Source organism: Actinomadura macra NBRC 14102 (genome assembly GCF_001552215.1).
Taxonomy (GTDB): Bacteria; Actinomycetota; Actinomycetes; order Streptosporangiales; family Streptosporangiaceae; genus Spirillospora; species Spirillospora macra.
Genome location: NZ_BCQT01000014.1, coordinates 208,906 through 225,485 on the forward strand (window position 1 = coordinate 208,906; position 16,580 = coordinate 225,485).

The 16,580-nt window shown below is 73.9% G+C and carries 16 protein-coding genes; 14 read left to right on the forward strand and 2 right to left on the reverse strand.

Features of this window, described 5'->3' with window-relative positions; genetic code table 11:
- Positions 1-34: 34 nt before the first annotated feature.
- Both AMA02S_RS23860 and AMA02S_RS23865 read right to left on the reverse strand, forming a co-directional pair.
- Positions 35-445 carry a DUF3037 domain-containing protein gene (locus AMA02S_RS23860; RefSeq protein ID WP_067461612.1) on the reverse strand — a complete coding sequence of 137 codons (411 nt, stop codon included), beginning with the start codon at positions 443-445 and terminating at the stop codon, positions 35-37.
- Positions 442-1,269: a HipA family kinase gene (locus tag AMA02S_RS23865; protein ID WP_067461647.1), complete on the reverse strand. Its 828-nt coding sequence runs from the start codon at positions 1,267-1,269 to the stop codon at positions 442-444. The genes AMA02S_RS23860 and AMA02S_RS23865 overlap by 4 nt, the downstream gene beginning before the upstream one ends.
- Positions 1,270-1,315: 46 nt before the next feature.
- Between AMA02S_RS23865 and AMA02S_RS23870 the strand changes: the two genes are divergently transcribed.
- The 14 genes from AMA02S_RS23870 to AMA02S_RS45300 form a co-directional block, all read left to right on the forward strand.
- Positions 1,316-1,987 (forward strand): cyclase family protein, encoded by a 672-nt coding sequence (locus AMA02S_RS23870; RefSeq protein ID WP_067461613.1) that lies wholly within the window; start codon positions 1,316-1,318, stop codon positions 1,985-1,987.
- Positions 1,988-2,225: 238 nt separating this feature from the next.
- The gene (locus AMA02S_RS23875) at positions 2,226-3,209 is read left to right on the forward strand and encodes a Gfo/Idh/MocA family protein (RefSeq protein WP_245667779.1); all 984 of its coding nucleotides are present in this window, start codon (positions 2,226-2,228) and stop codon (positions 3,207-3,209) included.
- The gene (locus tag AMA02S_RS23880) at positions 3,206-3,895 is read left to right on the forward strand and encodes a hypothetical protein (protein WP_067461615.1); all 690 of its coding nucleotides are present in this window, start codon (positions 3,206-3,208) and stop codon (positions 3,893-3,895) included. Before AMA02S_RS23875 ends, AMA02S_RS23880 begins: the two co-directional genes overlap by 4 nt.
- Positions 3,886-4,728, forward strand: coding sequence for a sugar phosphate isomerase/epimerase family protein (locus AMA02S_RS23885; RefSeq protein WP_067461616.1), 843 nt, complete (start codon positions 3,886-3,888; stop codon positions 4,726-4,728). Before AMA02S_RS23880 ends, AMA02S_RS23885 begins: the two co-directional genes overlap by 10 nt.
- Positions 4,725-5,525, forward strand: a complete 801-nt coding sequence (locus AMA02S_RS23890) for a sulfotransferase (protein WP_067461617.1) — start codon at positions 4,725-4,727, stop codon at positions 5,523-5,525. The genes AMA02S_RS23885 and AMA02S_RS23890 overlap by 4 nt, the downstream gene beginning before the upstream one ends.
- Positions 5,518-5,949, forward strand: coding sequence for a VOC family protein (locus tag AMA02S_RS23895; RefSeq protein ID WP_067461618.1), 432 nt, complete (start codon positions 5,518-5,520; stop codon positions 5,947-5,949). The genes AMA02S_RS23890 and AMA02S_RS23895 overlap by 8 nt, the downstream gene beginning before the upstream one ends.
- A gap of 2 nt (positions 5,950-5,951) precedes the next feature.
- On the forward strand, positions 5,952-7,226 hold the full coding sequence (locus AMA02S_RS23900) for an MFS transporter (RefSeq protein ID WP_067461619.1): 1,275 nt from the start codon (positions 5,952-5,954) through the stop codon (positions 7,224-7,226).
- Complete coding sequence (locus AMA02S_RS23905) at positions 7,223-8,470, forward strand: condensation domain-containing protein (protein WP_067461620.1); 1,248 nt, start codon at positions 7,223-7,225, stop codon at positions 8,468-8,470. The genes AMA02S_RS23900 and AMA02S_RS23905 overlap by 4 nt, the downstream gene beginning before the upstream one ends.
- Positions 8,464-9,891 (forward strand): Ldh family oxidoreductase, encoded by a 1,428-nt coding sequence (locus tag AMA02S_RS23910; RefSeq protein ID WP_067461621.1) that lies wholly within the window; start codon positions 8,464-8,466, stop codon positions 9,889-9,891. Before AMA02S_RS23905 ends, AMA02S_RS23910 begins: the two co-directional genes overlap by 7 nt.
- 2 nt (positions 9,892-9,893) lie before the next feature.
- The gene (locus tag AMA02S_RS23915) at positions 9,894-10,634 is read left to right on the forward strand and encodes a polysaccharide deacetylase family protein (protein ID WP_067461622.1); all 741 of its coding nucleotides are present in this window, start codon (positions 9,894-9,896) and stop codon (positions 10,632-10,634) included.
- The gene (locus AMA02S_RS23920; protein ID WP_169806880.1) at positions 10,616-11,419 is read left to right on the forward strand and encodes a glycosyltransferase family 2 protein; all 804 of its coding nucleotides are present in this window, start codon (positions 10,616-10,618) and stop codon (positions 11,417-11,419) included. The genes AMA02S_RS23915 and AMA02S_RS23920 overlap by 19 nt, the downstream gene beginning before the upstream one ends.
- A gap of 58 nt (positions 11,420-11,477) precedes the next feature.
- Positions 11,478-11,711, forward strand: coding sequence for a phosphopantetheine-binding protein (locus tag AMA02S_RS23925; protein WP_084265529.1), 234 nt, complete (start codon positions 11,478-11,480; stop codon positions 11,709-11,711).
- Between the two features lie 3 nt (positions 11,712-11,714).
- Positions 11,715-14,660, forward strand: a complete 2,946-nt coding sequence (locus AMA02S_RS23930) for an AMP-binding protein (protein WP_067461625.1) — start codon at positions 11,715-11,717, stop codon at positions 14,658-14,660.
- Between the two features lie 905 nt (positions 14,661-15,565).
- Positions 15,566-16,580: AMP-binding protein (locus AMA02S_RS45300; protein ID WP_439951605.1), on the forward strand; the 1,015-nt coding region annotated here is incomplete at its 3' end.

A 16,580-nucleotide genomic window follows, 5' to 3' on the forward strand; every position in this document is an offset into this window, starting at 1 on the left:
CGTCGGGCGGCCCGTCACTCGGTGAGGTGGACCATCACTTGGTGAGGTGGACCAGGAGGTGGAGGAGACGGTCCAACTCGTCGGCGGGGTCGTCGGTGAGACCCGCATGGACGGGGCCGGGCTGGACGATCGTGCTACGGGGAGCCGTGAGCCAGCGGAACCGGGCGCCGGGCGCCTCGGCGGCGGCCTGGCCGGCGCGCTCGCCGCCGCAGCAGATCGCGTCCACGCCCTGGAGGGCCGAACGCACGCCGTCCAGGTCGAGGGACGGGTCGAGGGCCAGTAGGCGTTCCTCGTCCAGGTGGGTGCGGCAGCCGAGGTAGTCCAGGGCGCGGCAGTAGACCACCACGCCCACGTTCATGGTCTCGCCCCGCTCGATGCGGGGGACCACGCGCAGCGTCGCGTACTCGAAGACCGTGGGGTCCGAGGCCGTCCTGATATTGCTCATGCGGGGCCGCCGAGCCAGCCGGGGCGGTTCTCGCCGCGCCGGGTGCCGGGGCGCGGCGCGCGGTCGGCGATGTTCAGGTCGGGGAGCCAGTCGCGGGGCTTGCCGGCACGGGGGAGCAGGATGTCGAGGTAGCCCTCCCGCAGCGCGCCGGGGTCGGCGAAACCCGGCTCGCCCTCCAGCCAGCGGTCGGGGACGAGACCGGTCACCTCGCGCAGCAGGCTCTCGGTGATCTTCGGGGCGAGCTCGGCCTCCGCGGCCTCCAGCTGCGTCGCGTACGGGGTCAGGACGTGGTCGTCCAGGTCGTAGGGGCCGGCGAACAGGCGGGTCGCGTTCGCCCACGCGTGGTGGAAGATCAGGCTCGCGCCGTGGTCGATCAGCCACACGTCCCGGTGCCAGACGAGCAGGTTCGGGTTGCGCCAGCTCCGGTCGACGTTGCCGATGAACGCGTCGAACCACAGCACCAGCGAGGCGAACAGGGGGTCGGCGTGCCAGCCGAGGGGGTCGAACCCGAGGGAGCCGGGCAGGAAGTCGATGCCGAGGTTCCAGCCGGGGCTGGCCTTCAGCAGGTCCTGCACATCGGGGTCGGGCTCGTGCCGTCCGATCGCCGGGTCGAGGTCGATGAGGACCTGGTCGGGCACCCGCAGCCCGAGTCGGCGGGCCAGCTCGCCCGCGATCACCTCGGCGATGAGGGCCTTGCGGCCCTGGCCCGCACCGTGGAACTTCATGACGTACGTGCCGAGGTCGTCGGCCTCGACGACACCCGGCAGCGACCCGCCCTCGCGCAGCGGCGTCACGTAGCGGATCGCTGTCACATGTGGCAACACGCACGTCACGGTATCGGGTGGATGCACGGCCGGGATAATCACCGGCATGGGCGTTGAACTGGTCGACCTTTCCGTCCCGGTAGTCACCGGAATGCCGGTCTACCCGGGCGATCCCGAGGTGGCGGCCGTGCCCGCGCTGACGGTCGCGGAGTCCGGCGTGAACGTCCTGCGCCTGCACATGGGCTCGCAGTCGGGGACGCACGTGGACGCCCCGTTCCACATAGACGACGCGCTGCCCCGCCTGGACGAGCTCCCCCTCAGCCGGTTCACCGGCCCGGCGGTCGTCCTGGACGCCCGTGGCCTCCCGCCCCGAACGCCGATTCCACCGGACGCCCTCCCGGACGGGCTGGCCCCCGGTGTCGTCCTCCTCATCGCCACCGGCTGGTCGTCCCACTGGGGGACGGACGCCTATCTCGCACATCCCTTTCCCGCCCCTGAGACGGCGGCGGCGATCATCGCCCGCGGAGTCCGCACCGTGGGGATCGACGCGCTCAGCGTGGACCGTACGCCGCCTCCGGGGTCCGCGGACTTCTCCCTGGCGGCCCACCGGGTCCTCTGCGGCGCCGGCGCGGTGATCGCCGAGAACCTCACCGGCCTCGACCGGTTGCTGGCCGCGCAAGCGGCGGGCCTGGCCGTCGAGGTGGACCTTTTCCCGCTGGCCCTGGCCGGGGCGGACGGTGCGCCCGTTCGGGCCGTCGCCCGCCTGCGGCGCCCGTGAGCACAACGCACTAAAGCACGTAAACGCCATTTAGTCCGAGTATCGTGCACAAGATTGTTGGTGTTGTTCGCGTCGCTCTAAGGTTCACCTTGGCGGTCGTGTCGATGCGGTCCATCGGGATATGCGATCGGTATATCGCGAGTGACCTGCTGTCGCAGAAAGGGGTCGCCCGCCGCGGCGTCACCCAATTCCTACTAAAGTTGCCGGAAAAAGTGAGTGATTCTTCCGGCTTTCCTTGGTGGCCGAATCCTGTCAATCCAAAATCGGCGATCCCCTTGTGTCGATGTTGATGATCATCGTATCTTTCAGGCGTTCCCGAACACTTTTCGGAGGGCTTGTGCGGGTCGTCATCGCGGGGTTCGGCAGGGCCGGAAGGCAACATGCCGAAGCGATCGGGCACGTCGAGAACGTGCGAGTGCAGGCGGTACTAGAATCCGACGGCGGCGTGGACACCGCCCCACATGTTCGTGCTTCGAGCTGGGCGGACGTCCTGGCCGACCCGGATGTGGACGCCGTCGCGCTCTGCCTGCCGCCCGGCGGCCGAGTGGAGTTGGCCGCGGCCGCACTGGACGCGGGCAAGTCCGTGCTCCTGGAAAAGCCTCCCTGCATGTCGACGGCCGAACTGGACCGGCTCTCGGCAATGTCGGGGAAGGTCGGTGTCATGCTCCAACATCGCTTCCGACTTCCGGTGGCGGTACTGGAGCGCCCTTTCAAGGAGGCTGCCGGCTCGCTCCTGGTAAGCCGCCCGAGAGACGCATTGACGCACTACAGCGGATGGCGCGGTGATTCAGGCAAGGCGCTGGGGGGAATTACCGCGCATCTCGGAGTGCACTATCTGGATTTGGCGTGCCAGGTCCTCGGGGAGGTCGAAAGCGTGCACATCGGGAACTATCGCGAATGCGCCCCCGGGATCGACTTGCGAGTGGGCGGGATCGTCCAATTTACGTCCGGTTCGTCCCTTTCATTTACCGTTGCGGCCGATGTGCCGGCACGCGCCGAGCACCTGGTGATCGCGGGTGACGGGCGCCGGCTGACCGTCGAGGACGGCGCGGTGACCTACCGGGAGGACGATCGCTCCGAGGAGCATCCGGCCGCGCCCACCGGCGCGATGCGCGCACAGGTCTACGCCGAGTTCGCCCGCCGTCCCGACCTGTGCTCGCTGGAGCGCTCCCGCCCGGTGCTCGCCGTCCTCGACGCGGTCCGGAACGCGGGGACCCGGTGAGCCCCCGCCTCGGCCTGTCGTCCGGCTCGGCACCCGGGCTGGACGCTCGCGAACTGGCCGCCCTGGTGCGCCGGGCGGGCGGCGCCGTCGCCGACCTGCGCGCGGGCAAGGGCCACCGCTGGGAGAAGCAGGGCATCGAGGGTCTCGGTGGCCTGCCGGTCTCCTTCGTCGGCATCTCCGTCGTCCTCGGTGAACCGGATCAGGACACCGGCCAGGCCGCGCGGTTCCCCGGCCGGAGCATCAAGGTCTTCGCCGCCCCGGGGGTCGGCGGCGCCGAGCCGGCCGCCGCCCAGATCGCCGCGCTCGCGCGCGACCGGGGCACCGAACAGATCCTCGTCGAGACGCACCGCGGCGGAGCGGGCCCGGACGAGCTCGCCGCGCTGTGCGCCCGGCACGGCTGCCGCCTCGTCCTCGACAACCTCGGCCTCGCCGAGATCACCGGCGACTTCGCGGGGGCGCTGCGGAAGCTGGCGCCCTGGACCGCCGCCGTGCAGGTGAAGGGCTTCGACCCGGCCCCCGGGCCGGGCGCGCGCCCGGTGCACCGGCCGCTGGCCGGACGCGACCTCGGCTGGCTCCGGGCCTTCGTCGCCGCACCAATCGACATCACCGTCGAGTCCCGGTCCGGCACACCGCTGCGGGACCTCGCCACACTCCGCGACGCCTGGAGGGCCGTGGAATGCGCCTAGCCATCATCAACGACGAGGTCGACCAGGACCTCGCGCGCGCGGCCGATGCCGCCGCCTCGTGCGGGTTCACCGGCATCGAGGTCAGGTCCGTCGGCAACGTCCCCCCGCACGAGCTGACCGACGACCAACTGCGCCGTGTCGTACGCGAGGTCGGCGCGCGGGGCCTCGCGGTCGCCGGGTTCTGCCCGCCCGCGCTCAAGGTCGCGCTGCCCCGGACGGCGGCGGAGGCGGAGGCAGCCCGCGCGGTGCTCGTCCGCGCCGTCGCGCAGGCGCGGGTCCTCGGCGCCCCGCACGTGCGGATCTTCACGTTCTACCGCGACGGCGACCCCGACCCCGAGGGCGCCGCCGCCGTCGCCCGCGACGTGCTCGGCGACGTGGACCTGGACGGCGTCAAGCTGCTCGTCGAGACCGGCACCCGGACGAACACCCCGACGATGGCGCTGGTCCTGCGCTTTCTGGAGGCCGTCGACGTCGCGGGACTGGGCGTGCTGTGGGACCCGGGCAACAGCGTCTTCAGCGGTATGCATCCGGATCCGTTCCCGGACGAGTACCGGATGGGCAGGGACCTCATCGACCATGTCCATGTGAAGGATCCCGCCGGCACGTCCGGCTACGTGCGGTTGGGCGACGGCGACCTGCCGTGGGCGGAGATCGTCGAGACGCTCCGCGCCGACGGCTACACCGGCTGGCTGTCCCTGGAGACGCACTGGCGTGTCGGTCGCGTCCTCGATCAGGCGCAACGTGACCGGCCCTGGGGCGACGACTTCACCGCCGGCGGATACGAGGCCAGCGTCGAGTGCATGCGGCTGCTGGGGGAGCTGGTGAACCGGTGACCGCGGACATCCGCGCGGACGGCCCGCTCCTGCTCCTCGGCGCGCAGCGGTCCGGCACCACGGCGCTGGCCCACGCGCTGAGCCGGGCCTTCGCCGACGCGGGCGGGATCCTCACCGTCAACGGGAAGCTGCCCTACCTGCTGCCCCGCTGGACCACCGCGGCCGACCTCGCGGGCCGGCACTTCCGCGCCGACGAGATCGCGTGCGCGCTCGCCCGCAAACCGCCCTCGGGGGAGGGCGCGGACCGCTGGCGGAAGCACGTGGACGGGGTACTGCGCGCCGTCGCCGCCGAAGTCGCACGCGGCGAGCACGACGCCCCCGGCGCGCTCGTCGCCGCGACCATCGCCCGCGCCTACGAGCCATGGCCCTTCTGGGGAGACAAGTACAACGAGCACCTCCTCGACCTGCCCGCCGTGCTGGACGCCGTACCGGGCGCCCGGCTCGTCCTGCTCGTCCGGCATCCGCTGGAGGTGGCGGCGTCCCAGCTCGAATGGAGCGGCGACCGGCCGTGGCGTGCGGCGACGGCCGCCGACGCCTGCGCGAAATGGGCGGCCTGGCACGCGCCGTGGTTCGAGGTCGCCGACCGGCTGCCGTCCCGGCGGCGCCTGGTGATCGGCTACCGGGCCCTGTGCGAGGGCCGCGCCGCCGGTCCGCTGGGTGCGTTCTGCGGGCTGGACGTGAAGCCGTATCTGACCGGTCTGCGCGCCACCCGGGAAGCCCCGGGCCCCGGCGGCCTGCCCACCGATTCCGCCCGCGTTTGGCGGGCCCTCTGTGAAATGGAGTGCGCATATGAGTGAAGACAAGATCTCGTCTCAGGGCTACGGCCCGGACCACGCCTCGCCCATCGGCTACAGCCTGCACCACGTGCAGATCGCCATCCCGCCCGGCAGCGAGGACGAGTGCCGCGCGTTCTACATCGACGTCCTCGGCATGATCGAGATCAAGAAGCCGCCGGTCCTCGCCGCGCGCGGCGGGCTGTGGGTGCGCGCCGACGCGTTGGAGATCCACCTCGGCGTCGAGCAGGACTTCCGTCCGGCCCGCAAGGCGCACCCCGGTATCCGGGTGGACGACCTGGACGGGCTGGCCGACCGGTTGACCGGCCGGGGTGTCGAGGTGACCTGGGACGACAACTTCCCCGGCCACCGCCGCCTGTACGCCTTCGACAACCTGGGCAACCGGCTGGAGTTCCTGCAGCGCGACGGCTCCCGACCGGAGTGGTGAGGATGAGCGGGCTGCTGGGCCGCGTCGTCGGCCTCCCCGACATCCCCGCCGTACGGCGCTGGGCGTGGGTCGCGATGGCCGACTCCCTGGGCACCGGGTTGATCACGCCGCTGGTCATCATCTACTTCACCCAGCAGATCGAGATGAAGGCCGTCACGGTCGGTCTGGCGATGAGCATCGCCGGGTTCGGCAGCGCCGTCCTGGTGCCGTTCGGCGGCGTGCTCGTCGACCGGTTCGGCGCGAAGCCGGTGGTGATCGCGGCGTTCGTGCTGGCCGGCATCGGAACGTCCGGGTACATGTTCGCCCGTGGTTTCGGGTTGCTGGTGGTGACGGTGCTGCTGGCGCAGATGGCCGACGCGTCCGGCCGCCCGGCCAAGCACGCGTTCATGGCGCAGATCGCCGAGGGCGAGGCGCGCAACCGGCTGCTGGCGTTCAACCGGTCCGTCCGCAACGCCGGCTACGGGCTCGGCGGCCTGCTCGCCGCGCTCGTGCTCGGCCTGGGCTCGGACCTGTGGTACATGCTCGCCTTCGGCCTGGACGCGCTGTCGTTCTTCGCGGCCGTCCTGCTGGTCGTGACGATCACCCCGCCGCTGGCCCCGACCGCGGAGGCCGCGGACGGCGAGCCCGCACCCGCGCCCGAGCGCGAGGGCTACCGCGCGGTGCTCGCGGACTGGCGGTACACGCTGCTGTCGGCGCTGAACGTGCTGGTGCTGCTCGAAGCGACGATCTTCACGGTCGGCGTGCCGCTGTGGGTCGTCCAGCACACCGAGGCGCCGAAGTCGCTGGTCGGCGTCCTGTTCACCGTCAACACCGTCATCATCGTGCTCCTTCAGGTCCGGGCGACCAAGGGGCTGGAGAGCCCGGCGGACGTCCGGCCGTCCTACCAGCGCGCGGCGCTCGGCATGACGATCGCGGTCGCGGGCTACCTGCTCGCCCAGCACGTCGGAGTCGTCGCCGCCATCGTCGTCCTGATCATGGCCGTGGTGCTGCACTCGGTCGGCGAGCTGTCGGCCTCGGCCAGCGAGTGGACGGTGTCCATCGGGCTCGCCCGCGAGCACCTGCGGGGCCGCTACTTGGCGGTCTTCGCGCTCGGCGACTCGATCGGCAAGGCCGCCGGCCCGGTGGTGGTCACGGTCCTGCTGTCGCGGGCCACCTCGCTCGGCTGGCTGATCCTGCTCGCCCTGGTGGCCGGGGGCTGCCTGGTCAGCGCGGAGGTGGCCGTCCGGCACCCGCGCAACCGGCCGCGCAAGGTCGCGCTCACGGAGGTGACCGCATGACCCGTCTCCTGCCCGCCCAGTACCGCTGGGTCCGGATGGACTTCACCGAATGGCAGCATTTCAACCTGGGGTCGCTGTTCACCGTCCCGGCCGATCTGACCGCGGGCGTCGTGGCACGGGCCGTGCAGCGGGTGCTGGACCGCAACCCCGCGCTGCGCACCGCCTACCGTCCCGGCCCCGACGGCTGGACCGCCGAGGAACGGGAGATCTCGGCCGCGATGGTGATCCGGGCCGCCGAGCTGCCCGACTACCGGGGCCGCGCCGACGCGCTCGGCGAGGAGATCGCGCGCCTTCAGTCGACGCTCCGACCGGAGGAGGGCGAGGTCTTCCGCGTCGTCCACTTCCCCTTCGGGGACGAGCCCGGGCGCCTGCTGGCCACCGTCCACCACCTCACGCTCGACGGATTCTCGATGGGCCTGGTCGGCTCCGAGCTCGACCGCGCGCTGCGGGACCGCTCGTCCGTCCCGCCCGGCGCGACCCCCGCCGACTACGTGCACGCCGTGGAGAAATGGGCGGCCGGGCAGGAGGCCGAGGCGGACGCCGGACGCTGGCTCGACCGGCCCTGGGACCGCGTCGGCGACCCGCCGCCCGACCTCACCGGGGACGCGACGCTGCCCACCATGCGCATCGATAGCGCGTCCCTGGAGGCCGACCGGACGGCGGCGCTCACCGCCGCCTGCCGGGCGCGCGGCCTGCGCCCGGGCGACGTCCTGCTGGACGCGGCGGCGCAGGCGGTGCTGGCACGCTGGGACCTGCCCGCGGTGGCCGTCGACAGCTACCACATCGGACGGCACCTCACCCCGGCCGGCATCGACGTGATCGACACGGTCGGCTACCTGCAGAACACCTTCCCGATCGTGTTCTCCGCACGCCGCGGATTCGACCCCGCCGACCTGGCCGCGGTCCCCGACCGCATGTTCGGCTTCGACGCCCTGCGGTTCTTCTCCGGGCGGCTGGCGGACGTGCCCTCCACCGCGCTGCGCTACAACTTCCGCGGTCACATGGGCCGGCTCGACAGCCGGCCCGGCCTGCTGCTCGGCGAGGCGGGCGAACCGATCCGCAGGAGGCGGGCGCAGGGGCAGACCGAGTGCTACCGGCTGATGCTCGAAGGCGACGTCATCGACGGGAGCCTCGTCCTGCACATCAAGTACAGCACCGGCCAGTACCGCCCGGAGACCGTCGCCGGTCTGCTCGGCGACGCACTGGACAGGGTCCGGACGACGACCGGGGAGCTCTCATGCTGACGATCCGGGATCTGGTGGTGGCGGTCGGCCGACCGGGTGACGAACTCGTGCTGCTGCGCGGCGCGGACCTGCGCGTTCCCGAAGGCAGCGCGGTCGTCATCCGGGGCGGCCAGGGATCGGGCAAGTCCACGCTGGCGGCGGTGCTGCGCCGCGAGCTGCGGCCCCGGTTCGGCCGCATCGACGGCCGCGCGCTCGTCATCGACGACGCCGACCGGATGCCGCCGGGACGGCTCGCGGCGCTGCTGGAGGCCAGCCGCGCCCGCGGGGAGACGCCCGTCCTGCTCGCGGCCGACGAGCGGTTCACGGGGGCGGCGCGTCCCGCCGATCTGGTCTTCCGCCTCGACAAGGGCATGCTGATCGCCGAGTCCGAGCGGCCCGGGAAGGCACCCGTTCCCGAGCGGCCCGCGGAGGCGGGGCTGCGAATTCCCGCCGACGAGCTGCGGGAACGGGCCGCGGCGTCGCTGCGGGGCGTCGGATGCACCGCCCGCACCGCGGACCTGGTCGCCGCCGTGCTCGTCGAGGCGGACGTGCGCGGCCACCACTCCCACGGCATCGGTCTGCTCCCCACCTACCTGCGGCGGGTCGCCGCGGGGGGAGTGGATCCCACCGCAGAGCCGACGCTCAGCGAGGACGGCGCGGTCGCCCGCGTCGACGCCCACGCCGGGTTCGGCCAGCCCGCCGCGATGGCCGCGGCCGAATGGTGCGCCGCTGCCGCCGCCCGCGACGGCGTGGCGGCCGTCGGGGTCCACGGCAACAACCACGTCGGGATGATGGCCGCCTACCGGCGCCCCTTCCAGCGGGAGGGCGTCGTGGGGCTGCTGCTCAACGTGTCCGGGCCCAGCCTGACGGCGCCGGGCGCGGTCCGGCCGACGCTCGGCAGCAACGCCGTGTGCATGGTGACCCCGACCGACCGGGACGAGCCGTTCGTCGTCGACTTCGCCACCGGCGTCGTCGCCATCGGCAAGGTCCGCGCCGCCGCGCAACGCGGTGAGCCGGTCCCGGCGGGCTGGCTGCGGGACGCCGCCGGACTGCCCACCAGCGACCCCGCCGACCTGGAGCGCGGCGGGTCCGTCCCGCTGTTCGGGGACTACAAGGGCCTGTGCGTCACGCTGATCGCCGAGGTGCTCGCCGGGATGCTGGGCGGCCAGACCGTCAGCCCGCTGGTGGCCAAGCAGCGGGCCCAGCCCGAGCAGCCCATGAACTGCAGCCAGCTGTTCATCGGCCTGTCCCCGTCCGCGTTCGGGCTGGAGCAGGCGGGCAAGCTGCTCGGCATCCTTGAGGACGCGGTCGCCGGGGGCCACCCGGACGGCCCGCCGGTCCCGTACTTCCCCGACCAGATGGAGGCCGCCAGCACGGCGGAGGCGCTCGAACACGGCGTCCCCGTCCCGGCGAGCGTGGCGTCCGACCTCGGGTGGGCTTGACCATGCGCCTCGACGATCGGATCCCCCGCGACGCGCCGCCGGACGTGCGCACGGCGGTGGCGGGCGCGGCGCCCGGCTGGCCGCTGGTGCTGTACTTCCACCACGTCCACCCGACGCTGGACCACTACACCTCGCTCACGCCGGCCTCGTTCGAACGCGGGCTGGAGACGGTGCTCGCCGACTACGGGCCGGCACTGGACCCGGCGTCCGCCGAGGCCGACATGGCGCCGCCCGCCGCGCCCACCGTCCTGGTGACCTTCGACGACGGGCACCGGGACAATCTCGACCACGCGCTGCCCATCCTTGATCGGCTCGGGGTCAGGGCGCTGTTCTTCGCCATCACCGGGCTCGCGGGCGAAGCCCCGGACCGGTCGATGACCTGGGACGAGCTGCGCGGCCTCACCGCCGCGGGGCACCGCGTGGGGTCCCACACCGTGACGCACCGCAAGCTGCCGGAGCTGGCCGCGGCAGAGCAGCATGAGGAGATCGCGGAGTCGCTGGCGGCGGTCGGCGACCGGCTCGGCGACCCGCGTCCCCCGCTGGCCTACCCGTACGGGATGCCGCCCACGGGCGCCGCGGTGCCGCCCGGAACGCTCGCGTTCGGGACCGTGAAGGCACGGCCCCGCCCCTGGACGGCGGCGCCCCACGACGTCCGCCGCACCTACCTGCCGGTCGGCCGGGAGCAGTTGTGGCCCCGGCTGTGTCGCGAATGGAGACAGCAGTGGTGGCACGCATCACCGTGATCATTCCCAGCCGGGACCGTTACCGCGACCTGCGCCGCTGCCTGCTGGCACTGGCCGAGTGCGACACCGGGCCGCTGCACGAGGTCCTGGTGTTCGACGACGGCTCGCGGCCCCGCATCGGTGACGCCGTCGCGGTGGCCGGGCTGCCCGTGCGCGTCCTGCGGGGCGACCGGCCGGTCGGCGCGACCCCGGCCCGCTCGCTGGCCGCGGACCAGGCGGAGTCGGAGGTGGTGGCCTTCCTGGACGACGACGCGCTGCCGAGGGCCGACTGGCTCACCCGGATCGACGCGGAGCTGACACCCGAGCGCGGCGCCGTCACCGGCCGTGTGCTGCCCTTCGACTCCGGGCTGCTGTCGCAGGCGCGGCAGTCGCGGTACCTGGAGCGCTACCGCGGCCTGGAGCCCGGCGGGCGGGTGGACTTCTTCGCCGGCGGCAACGGCGCCGTCTGGCGGGAGGCGTTCCTCGCGGCGCGGGGCGCGGCGGTCAACGTCCCGGGCAGCGACAACGACCTGGTGAGCGGGCTCGCCGCGCTGGGGCTCGGGGTCCACTTCGTCCCCTCGATGGTCATCGTCCACCGCAACGGCAAGGGTCTTGTGCGCGCCGTCCGGGACGCCTACGGGTCCGGGCACCACCACGCCCGTCCGTTGCCCGTCCGCGACGCTCTGCGGCACGCCGCACGGCCGGTGCCCGGCGCGACGATGCCGGTCCGGCTGACGAACCGGGTGCTGAACGTCGTCCATCTGGCCGGGCGCAGCCTTCCCCGCGCCCCGAAGCAGACGACCTGACGGGTTCCGCACCCCTCGCTCATTTTTCTTCTCCACGTTGCCAGCAAGGAGTTCTGTCATGCCTATGCCCGAAACCGACCCGTCCGTCCTGCGCACTCTCGGCGAGATCTGGGAGGACGTCCTCGACGTCGACGGCATCACCGCCGACGACGACTTCTTCGAGCTGGGCGGCGACAGCCTGCTCGGCGTCACCATGATCGGCAGGGCTCGGCACGCGGGCCTCACCTTCTCCTTCCAGGACCTCCGCGACAACCCGGTACTGGGGCGGCTCGCCCAGGCCGTGGCGGGCTGACCCGTGCCTGGGATCCTGACCGAGCTGTTCCGGGAGCAGGCGCGCCGCCACGGCGACCGGACGGCGCTGGTGGACGGCCCCCACGTGCTGAGCTACGCGGGGCTGGACGCCGCGTCCGACGAGGTCGCGGCCGGGCTCGCCGCGCGGGGCGTCCGCGGCGGCGACCTGATCGCGCTGCGGCTGCCCCGGTCCGCCGACCTGGTCATCGGGGCGCTGGGCATCCTCAAGTGCGGCGCCGGGTACTCGCCGCTGGACGTCGGCTGGCCCGCCGCCCGGCTCGACCGGATCGCCGCCCGGCTCGGCTCGCCGGTCACCGTGGACGCCGCGACCCTGCCGGCCCTGCGCGCGCAGGGCGCCCGCGCCGCGGCGGCGCCGCGTCCCGTCCTGGACGTGGAGGACGTCGCGGTGGTCCTGTTCACCTCGGGGTCGACCGGGGAGCCGAAAGGGGTGCTGTACCCGCACCGGGGGATCAGCAGGCTGATCCCGCACGCGGGCCACATCGACTTCTCGACCCCGCCGGTGATCCCCCTCGCGGCGGCGGTGCCGTGGGACGCCATGTCGCTGGAGATGTGGGGCGCGCTGTGCACCGGCGGAACGCTGGTGGTGTCGCGGGACCGCTACCTGACGCCGGCGCGGCTCCGGGAGTTCGTCACCGGCCACGGCGTCGACTCGGTCGTGCTCGCGACGTCGCTGTTCAACCTGCACGTCGAGGAGGACATCGAGGCGTTCACCGGGCTCCGCCAGGTCGCGACCGGCGGCGAGAAGCAGTCGTCCCGGCACGTGTTCGCCTTCCTGGAACGGCATCCGGAGATCGCGCTCATCAACATCTACGGGCCCACCGAGAACGGGGTCCTCACCACGACCCACCTGTTCACCGCGGCGGACGCGGACGCGGACCGGATACCGATCGGCACGCCCGTGCCCGGAACCTCCGTCCACCTGGTGGGCGGCGAGATCTGGGCCGGCGGCGACGGTCTGGCGCACGGCTACCTGGGGGACCCGGAGGGGACCGCCGAGCGGTTCACGGAACTGACCCTCGACGGCCGGCCCGTCCGCGCCTACCGGACGGGGGACCGCGGCCACCGCACGCCCGACGGCCTGTACCACTACGCCGGACGCATGGACCGGCAGGTGAAGGTGCGCGGCCACCGGATCGAGCCCGCCGAGGTCGAGCACGCCGCCGAGCGCGTGGACGGTGTGACCCGCGCCGCGGTGGTGCCGGTCGCGGCGCCGGACGGCCCCGTGACCGGGCTCGCCCTGTTCTACACCGGCGACCGGGAGGCCGGGGAGGTGCTCGGCGAGCTGCGATCGCGGCTGCCCGGCTATCTCGTGCCGTCCGCGGCCGACCGGGTCGAGCGGTTCCCGCTGATGGGCAACGGCAAGATCGACAATGCCGCGCTGCGCGTCGCCGCGGCCGACCTCGCCCCCGTTCCCACCGCCGCCGCCCCCTCGGCCGGCGCCGAAGGAACGGTCGAACAGCGGATCGCGGACGTGTTCACCGAGGTCCTCGGCCGGGACGTGCCGCCGGAGGCGAACTTCTTCGCTCTCGGCGGCGACTCGCTGGGCGCCGGACGGCTCAGCGGCAGGCTGACGGCGGCGCTCGGCATGAACGTGCCGCTGGCGGCCGTGTTCCGCGCCCCCAGCATCGCGGGGCTGGTGGACTGGGCCGAGCGGGCCGCCGGCCCCGCTCAGCCGGGATCCGCGAAGCCGGGACCCGAGGCGGAGGGGCACCGGGGCGCCGTCCGCCCGGACGGCGCCGTGCCGCTGCCGCCCTCCCAGCTCGGCTTCTTCGCCGTCGCCCAGATGGACCCGTCCGACACCACCGCCCTCTGCCCGCTCGTCTGGGACTTCACCGGCTCCATCGACGAGCGGACGATGCGTGCGGCGCTGGAGCAGGTGAACGCGCGGCACGAGGCCCTGCGCAGCCGCTACACGGTGCTTGACGTCCCGATGGCGGTCCGCCTGGACGAACCGCACCCCGTCGAGATGGCCGTGGTCGGGCGCGGCGAGGACGTCCTGCCCGCCCTGATCGCGCCGCTCGACCCCGAGGGCGGGCGGCTCTGGCGGGCCGCGCTCGGGCCGGGCCGGTTCGGGGTCGTCGTCCATCACATCGCGTTCGACGGCGCGTCCGCCGCCGTCCTGGCGCGGGACCTGTCGGCCGCGTACCGGATGCTGGCCGCCGGGCGACCGGTGCGCTTCGACCGTACCGCGCCCAGCCTCGCCGACCTGGCCGCCGCCCGCGGCCCCGCCGTCCGGGACGGCGACCTCGCCGGACAGCGGGACTACTGGCGGACCGCGCTGCGCGAGGTGCCGGACCTGGACCTTCCCGCCGGGGCGGGACCGCCGGGCGTGCTCGCCTCCCTCGTGCGCCGCGTCGACGAGCGGGCGCTCGCCGCCGCGCTGCGATCCCGCGGTGCCACCGCGACGCTCGCGGTGCTCGCCGCGTACGCGCACGGTGTCGGCGAGCTGACCGGTATCCGCGACCTCACCGTCGGGGTACCGGTGGCGCGGAGGCCCGGCGGTCCGGAGGCGGACGCGGTCAGCTGCATGATCGAGATGCTGTGCGTGCGGCTGCGGCGGCCCACCGTGGACGCGGCGCGGGCGGCGATGGTCGAGTCGCTGCGCCATGGGGACGTCCCGGTGCACGAGGTCGCGCGGTTGGCGCGGCGCAAGCGGCTCTATCCGGCGGTCGTGTCGGTGCAGGACAACCCGGAGCCGCTGCTCGACCTGCCGGGCGCGCGGACCCGCCACGTGTGGGCCGACACCGACCGGCTCGACACCGACCTGCTGGCCGAACTGCTGCCCGGCGGGCGGCTGCGGGTCAGCCGGCGCGGGGAGGCGGTCTCCGCCGCCTTCGCGGGCGCGCTCGCGGACCTGATGGCCGGCTTCCTGAACGGGATCGCCCTCGCGGCGAGCCCCGCCGGCACGGACCTGGAGGCCGCCCGATGACGGCGGCGCGGCGCCGGGCCTGGGAGCGGCGCGTCCTCGATCCCGCCGGGCCCTGGCACGACGTCACCGTCACCATCGACGTCACCGGTCCCGTGGACGAGGCGCGGCTGGCCGGGCTCCTACGCGACCCCGACCCCTGGACCTGCCCCGGGCTGGAGGAGACACCGGACGCCGGATTCCCCACCCGTCCGTCAGCGGAACTGCACGATGGCGTCATCACCGCCACCGTGCCCGCGACCTGGGGGAGCCCAGACTGTTTCGTCCGCGCGCTGGCGGCGGCCTGGACCGGGGCGCCCCTCCCCGCCGGAGGGGACCGCGAGGCCGCTCCGGACGACGTCGAGCACTGGGCGGAGGCCGTCGTGGACGGCTCCGTGCCGAGGCTGCCCGAGGACGCCGGCGACCGGACCGGCGGTGACCCGGCGGGCGTGCTGGCCTTCGACCCGGTGGCCGACCCCGACCTCCTGCTCGCCGCTCTGGCGATCATCACCTGGCGGTGGACTCGCCTGCGTGAAGTGGTCATCGGGGTTCCGGAGGGCCTGGTCAGGCTGGATCTCGACGCCGAGGACACCCTCGGGGATCTGACCGCCCGCGCGCGCCGGGCCCGGGCGGAGGCGGCCGAGCACGCCGGCACGCTGGAGGACGTCCTGGAGGGGCTCGCGCTGATGGTGCGGCCCCCCGTGCGGCTGCTGGACGGCGGCGCGGCGTCCCCCGTCCGGGCGGGCGAGCTGACCCTGACGCCGCACGTCCCGCCGTACGGGCCGGTCGGCGCGACGTTCGCGGTCGGCCCCGGCCACGCCGTGTACGACGCGCGCCGCCTCTCACCGGACACGGCCGAGCGGCTCGTCCGGCAGCTGGGCCTGGTCATGGCGGCGGACCCGGGAACCCCGCTCGCCGCGCTCCCGCTGATGGGCGACGCCGAGCGTGCCCTGATCCTGGACGAGTTCAGCGCCACGGCGCCGGCGGCGGGTGACGGCCGGGCGCTGCACGAGACCGTCGCCGGCCCGCCGGACGCGACCGCGGTGGTCTGCGGCGACGATCGGCTGACCTACGCCGAGCTGGCGCGGCGCTCCGACCGGCTCGCCCGGCACCTGCTCGACTCCGGCGTCCGCCGCGAGGAGGTCGTCGGTGTCGGCATGGGACGGTCGGCGGACCTCATCGTCGCGTTCCTCGGCGTGCTGAAGGCGGGCGCGGCCTACCTCCCGCTCGATCCGGGCTACCCGCCCGACCGGCTGGAGTTCATGCGGGCCGACGCGGGCGCGGACCGGGTCGTGACCAGCGAGACGCTCGCCGAACTGATGCGCGCGGACGGCCCGGGGCTCGCCGCGCCCGTCCCGGTCGGTACGGGCGACCTCGCCTACGTGATCTACACGTCCGGTTCCACCGGGACACCGAAGGGCGTGCAGGTCGAGCACCGGCAGATCGTCCACTCGACGGCGGCGCGGTACCCGGTCTTCCCCGGCCCCTACGAGTCGTACCTGGCGCTCGCCGGGCCGGCGTTCGACGCGCTCGGCGCCGGGATCTACCTGACGCTCAGCAGGGGCGGCACGCTGGTCCTGCCGACCGATGACGAGGCGCAGGACCCCTGGCTGCTCGCCAAGCTGATCGACCGCGAGCGGGTCACCCATTTCGACGGGGTGCCCGCGCAGTACGCGGCGGTGCTCGACGCGGCGCCCGACGTCCTCGCCGGTATCCGCTGCGCGGTCGTGGCGGGGGAGGCATGCCCGCCCGGCCTGCCCGGACGGCATTTCCAGGTCACCGGCGACGCGGTACTCATCAACGAGTACGGGCCGACGGAGACCACGGTGTGGGCCCTGTGCCACCGGTGCGAGCGCCCGCCCGGCCCCGGCGCGAAACCCGGCTCCGGAGCGGAACCCGTCCCGATCGGCCGTCCCGTCGCGGGTGCGCTGGCCTACGTTCTGG

Excerpts from the sequence above, each read along its gene's own strand:
- AMA02S_RS23925 (WP_084265529.1), top strand. The coding sequence starts at position 11,478 with ATGCCTATGCCCGAAACCGACCCGTCCGTCCTGCGCACTCTCGGCGAG.
- AMA02S_RS23870 (WP_067461613.1), top strand. The coding sequence starts at position 1,316 with ATGGGCGTTGAACTGGTCGACCTTTCCGTCCCGGTAGTCACCGGAATG.
- AMA02S_RS23910 (WP_067461621.1), top strand. The coding sequence starts at position 8,464 with ATGCTGACGATCCGGGATCTGGTGGTGGCGGTCGGCCGACCGGGTGAC.
- AMA02S_RS23900 (WP_067461619.1), top strand. The coding sequence starts at position 5,952 with ATGAGCGGGCTGCTGGGCCGCGTCGTCGGCCTCCCCGACATCCCCGCC.
- AMA02S_RS23915 (WP_067461622.1), top strand. The coding sequence starts at position 9,894 with ATGCGCCTCGACGATCGGATCCCCCGCGACGCGCCGCCGGACGTGCGC.
- AMA02S_RS23860 (WP_067461612.1), bottom strand. The coding sequence starts at position 445 with ATGAGCAATATCAGGACGGCCTCGGACCCCACGGTCTTCGAGTACGCG.
- AMA02S_RS23895 (WP_067461618.1), top strand. The coding sequence starts at position 5,518 with ATGAGTGAAGACAAGATCTCGTCTCAGGGCTACGGCCCGGACCACGCC.
- AMA02S_RS23905 (WP_067461620.1), top strand. The coding sequence starts at position 7,223 with ATGACCCGTCTCCTGCCCGCCCAGTACCGCTGGGTCCGGATGGACTTC.
- AMA02S_RS23885 (WP_067461616.1), top strand. The coding sequence starts at position 3,886 with ATGCGCCTAGCCATCATCAACGACGAGGTCGACCAGGACCTCGCGCGC.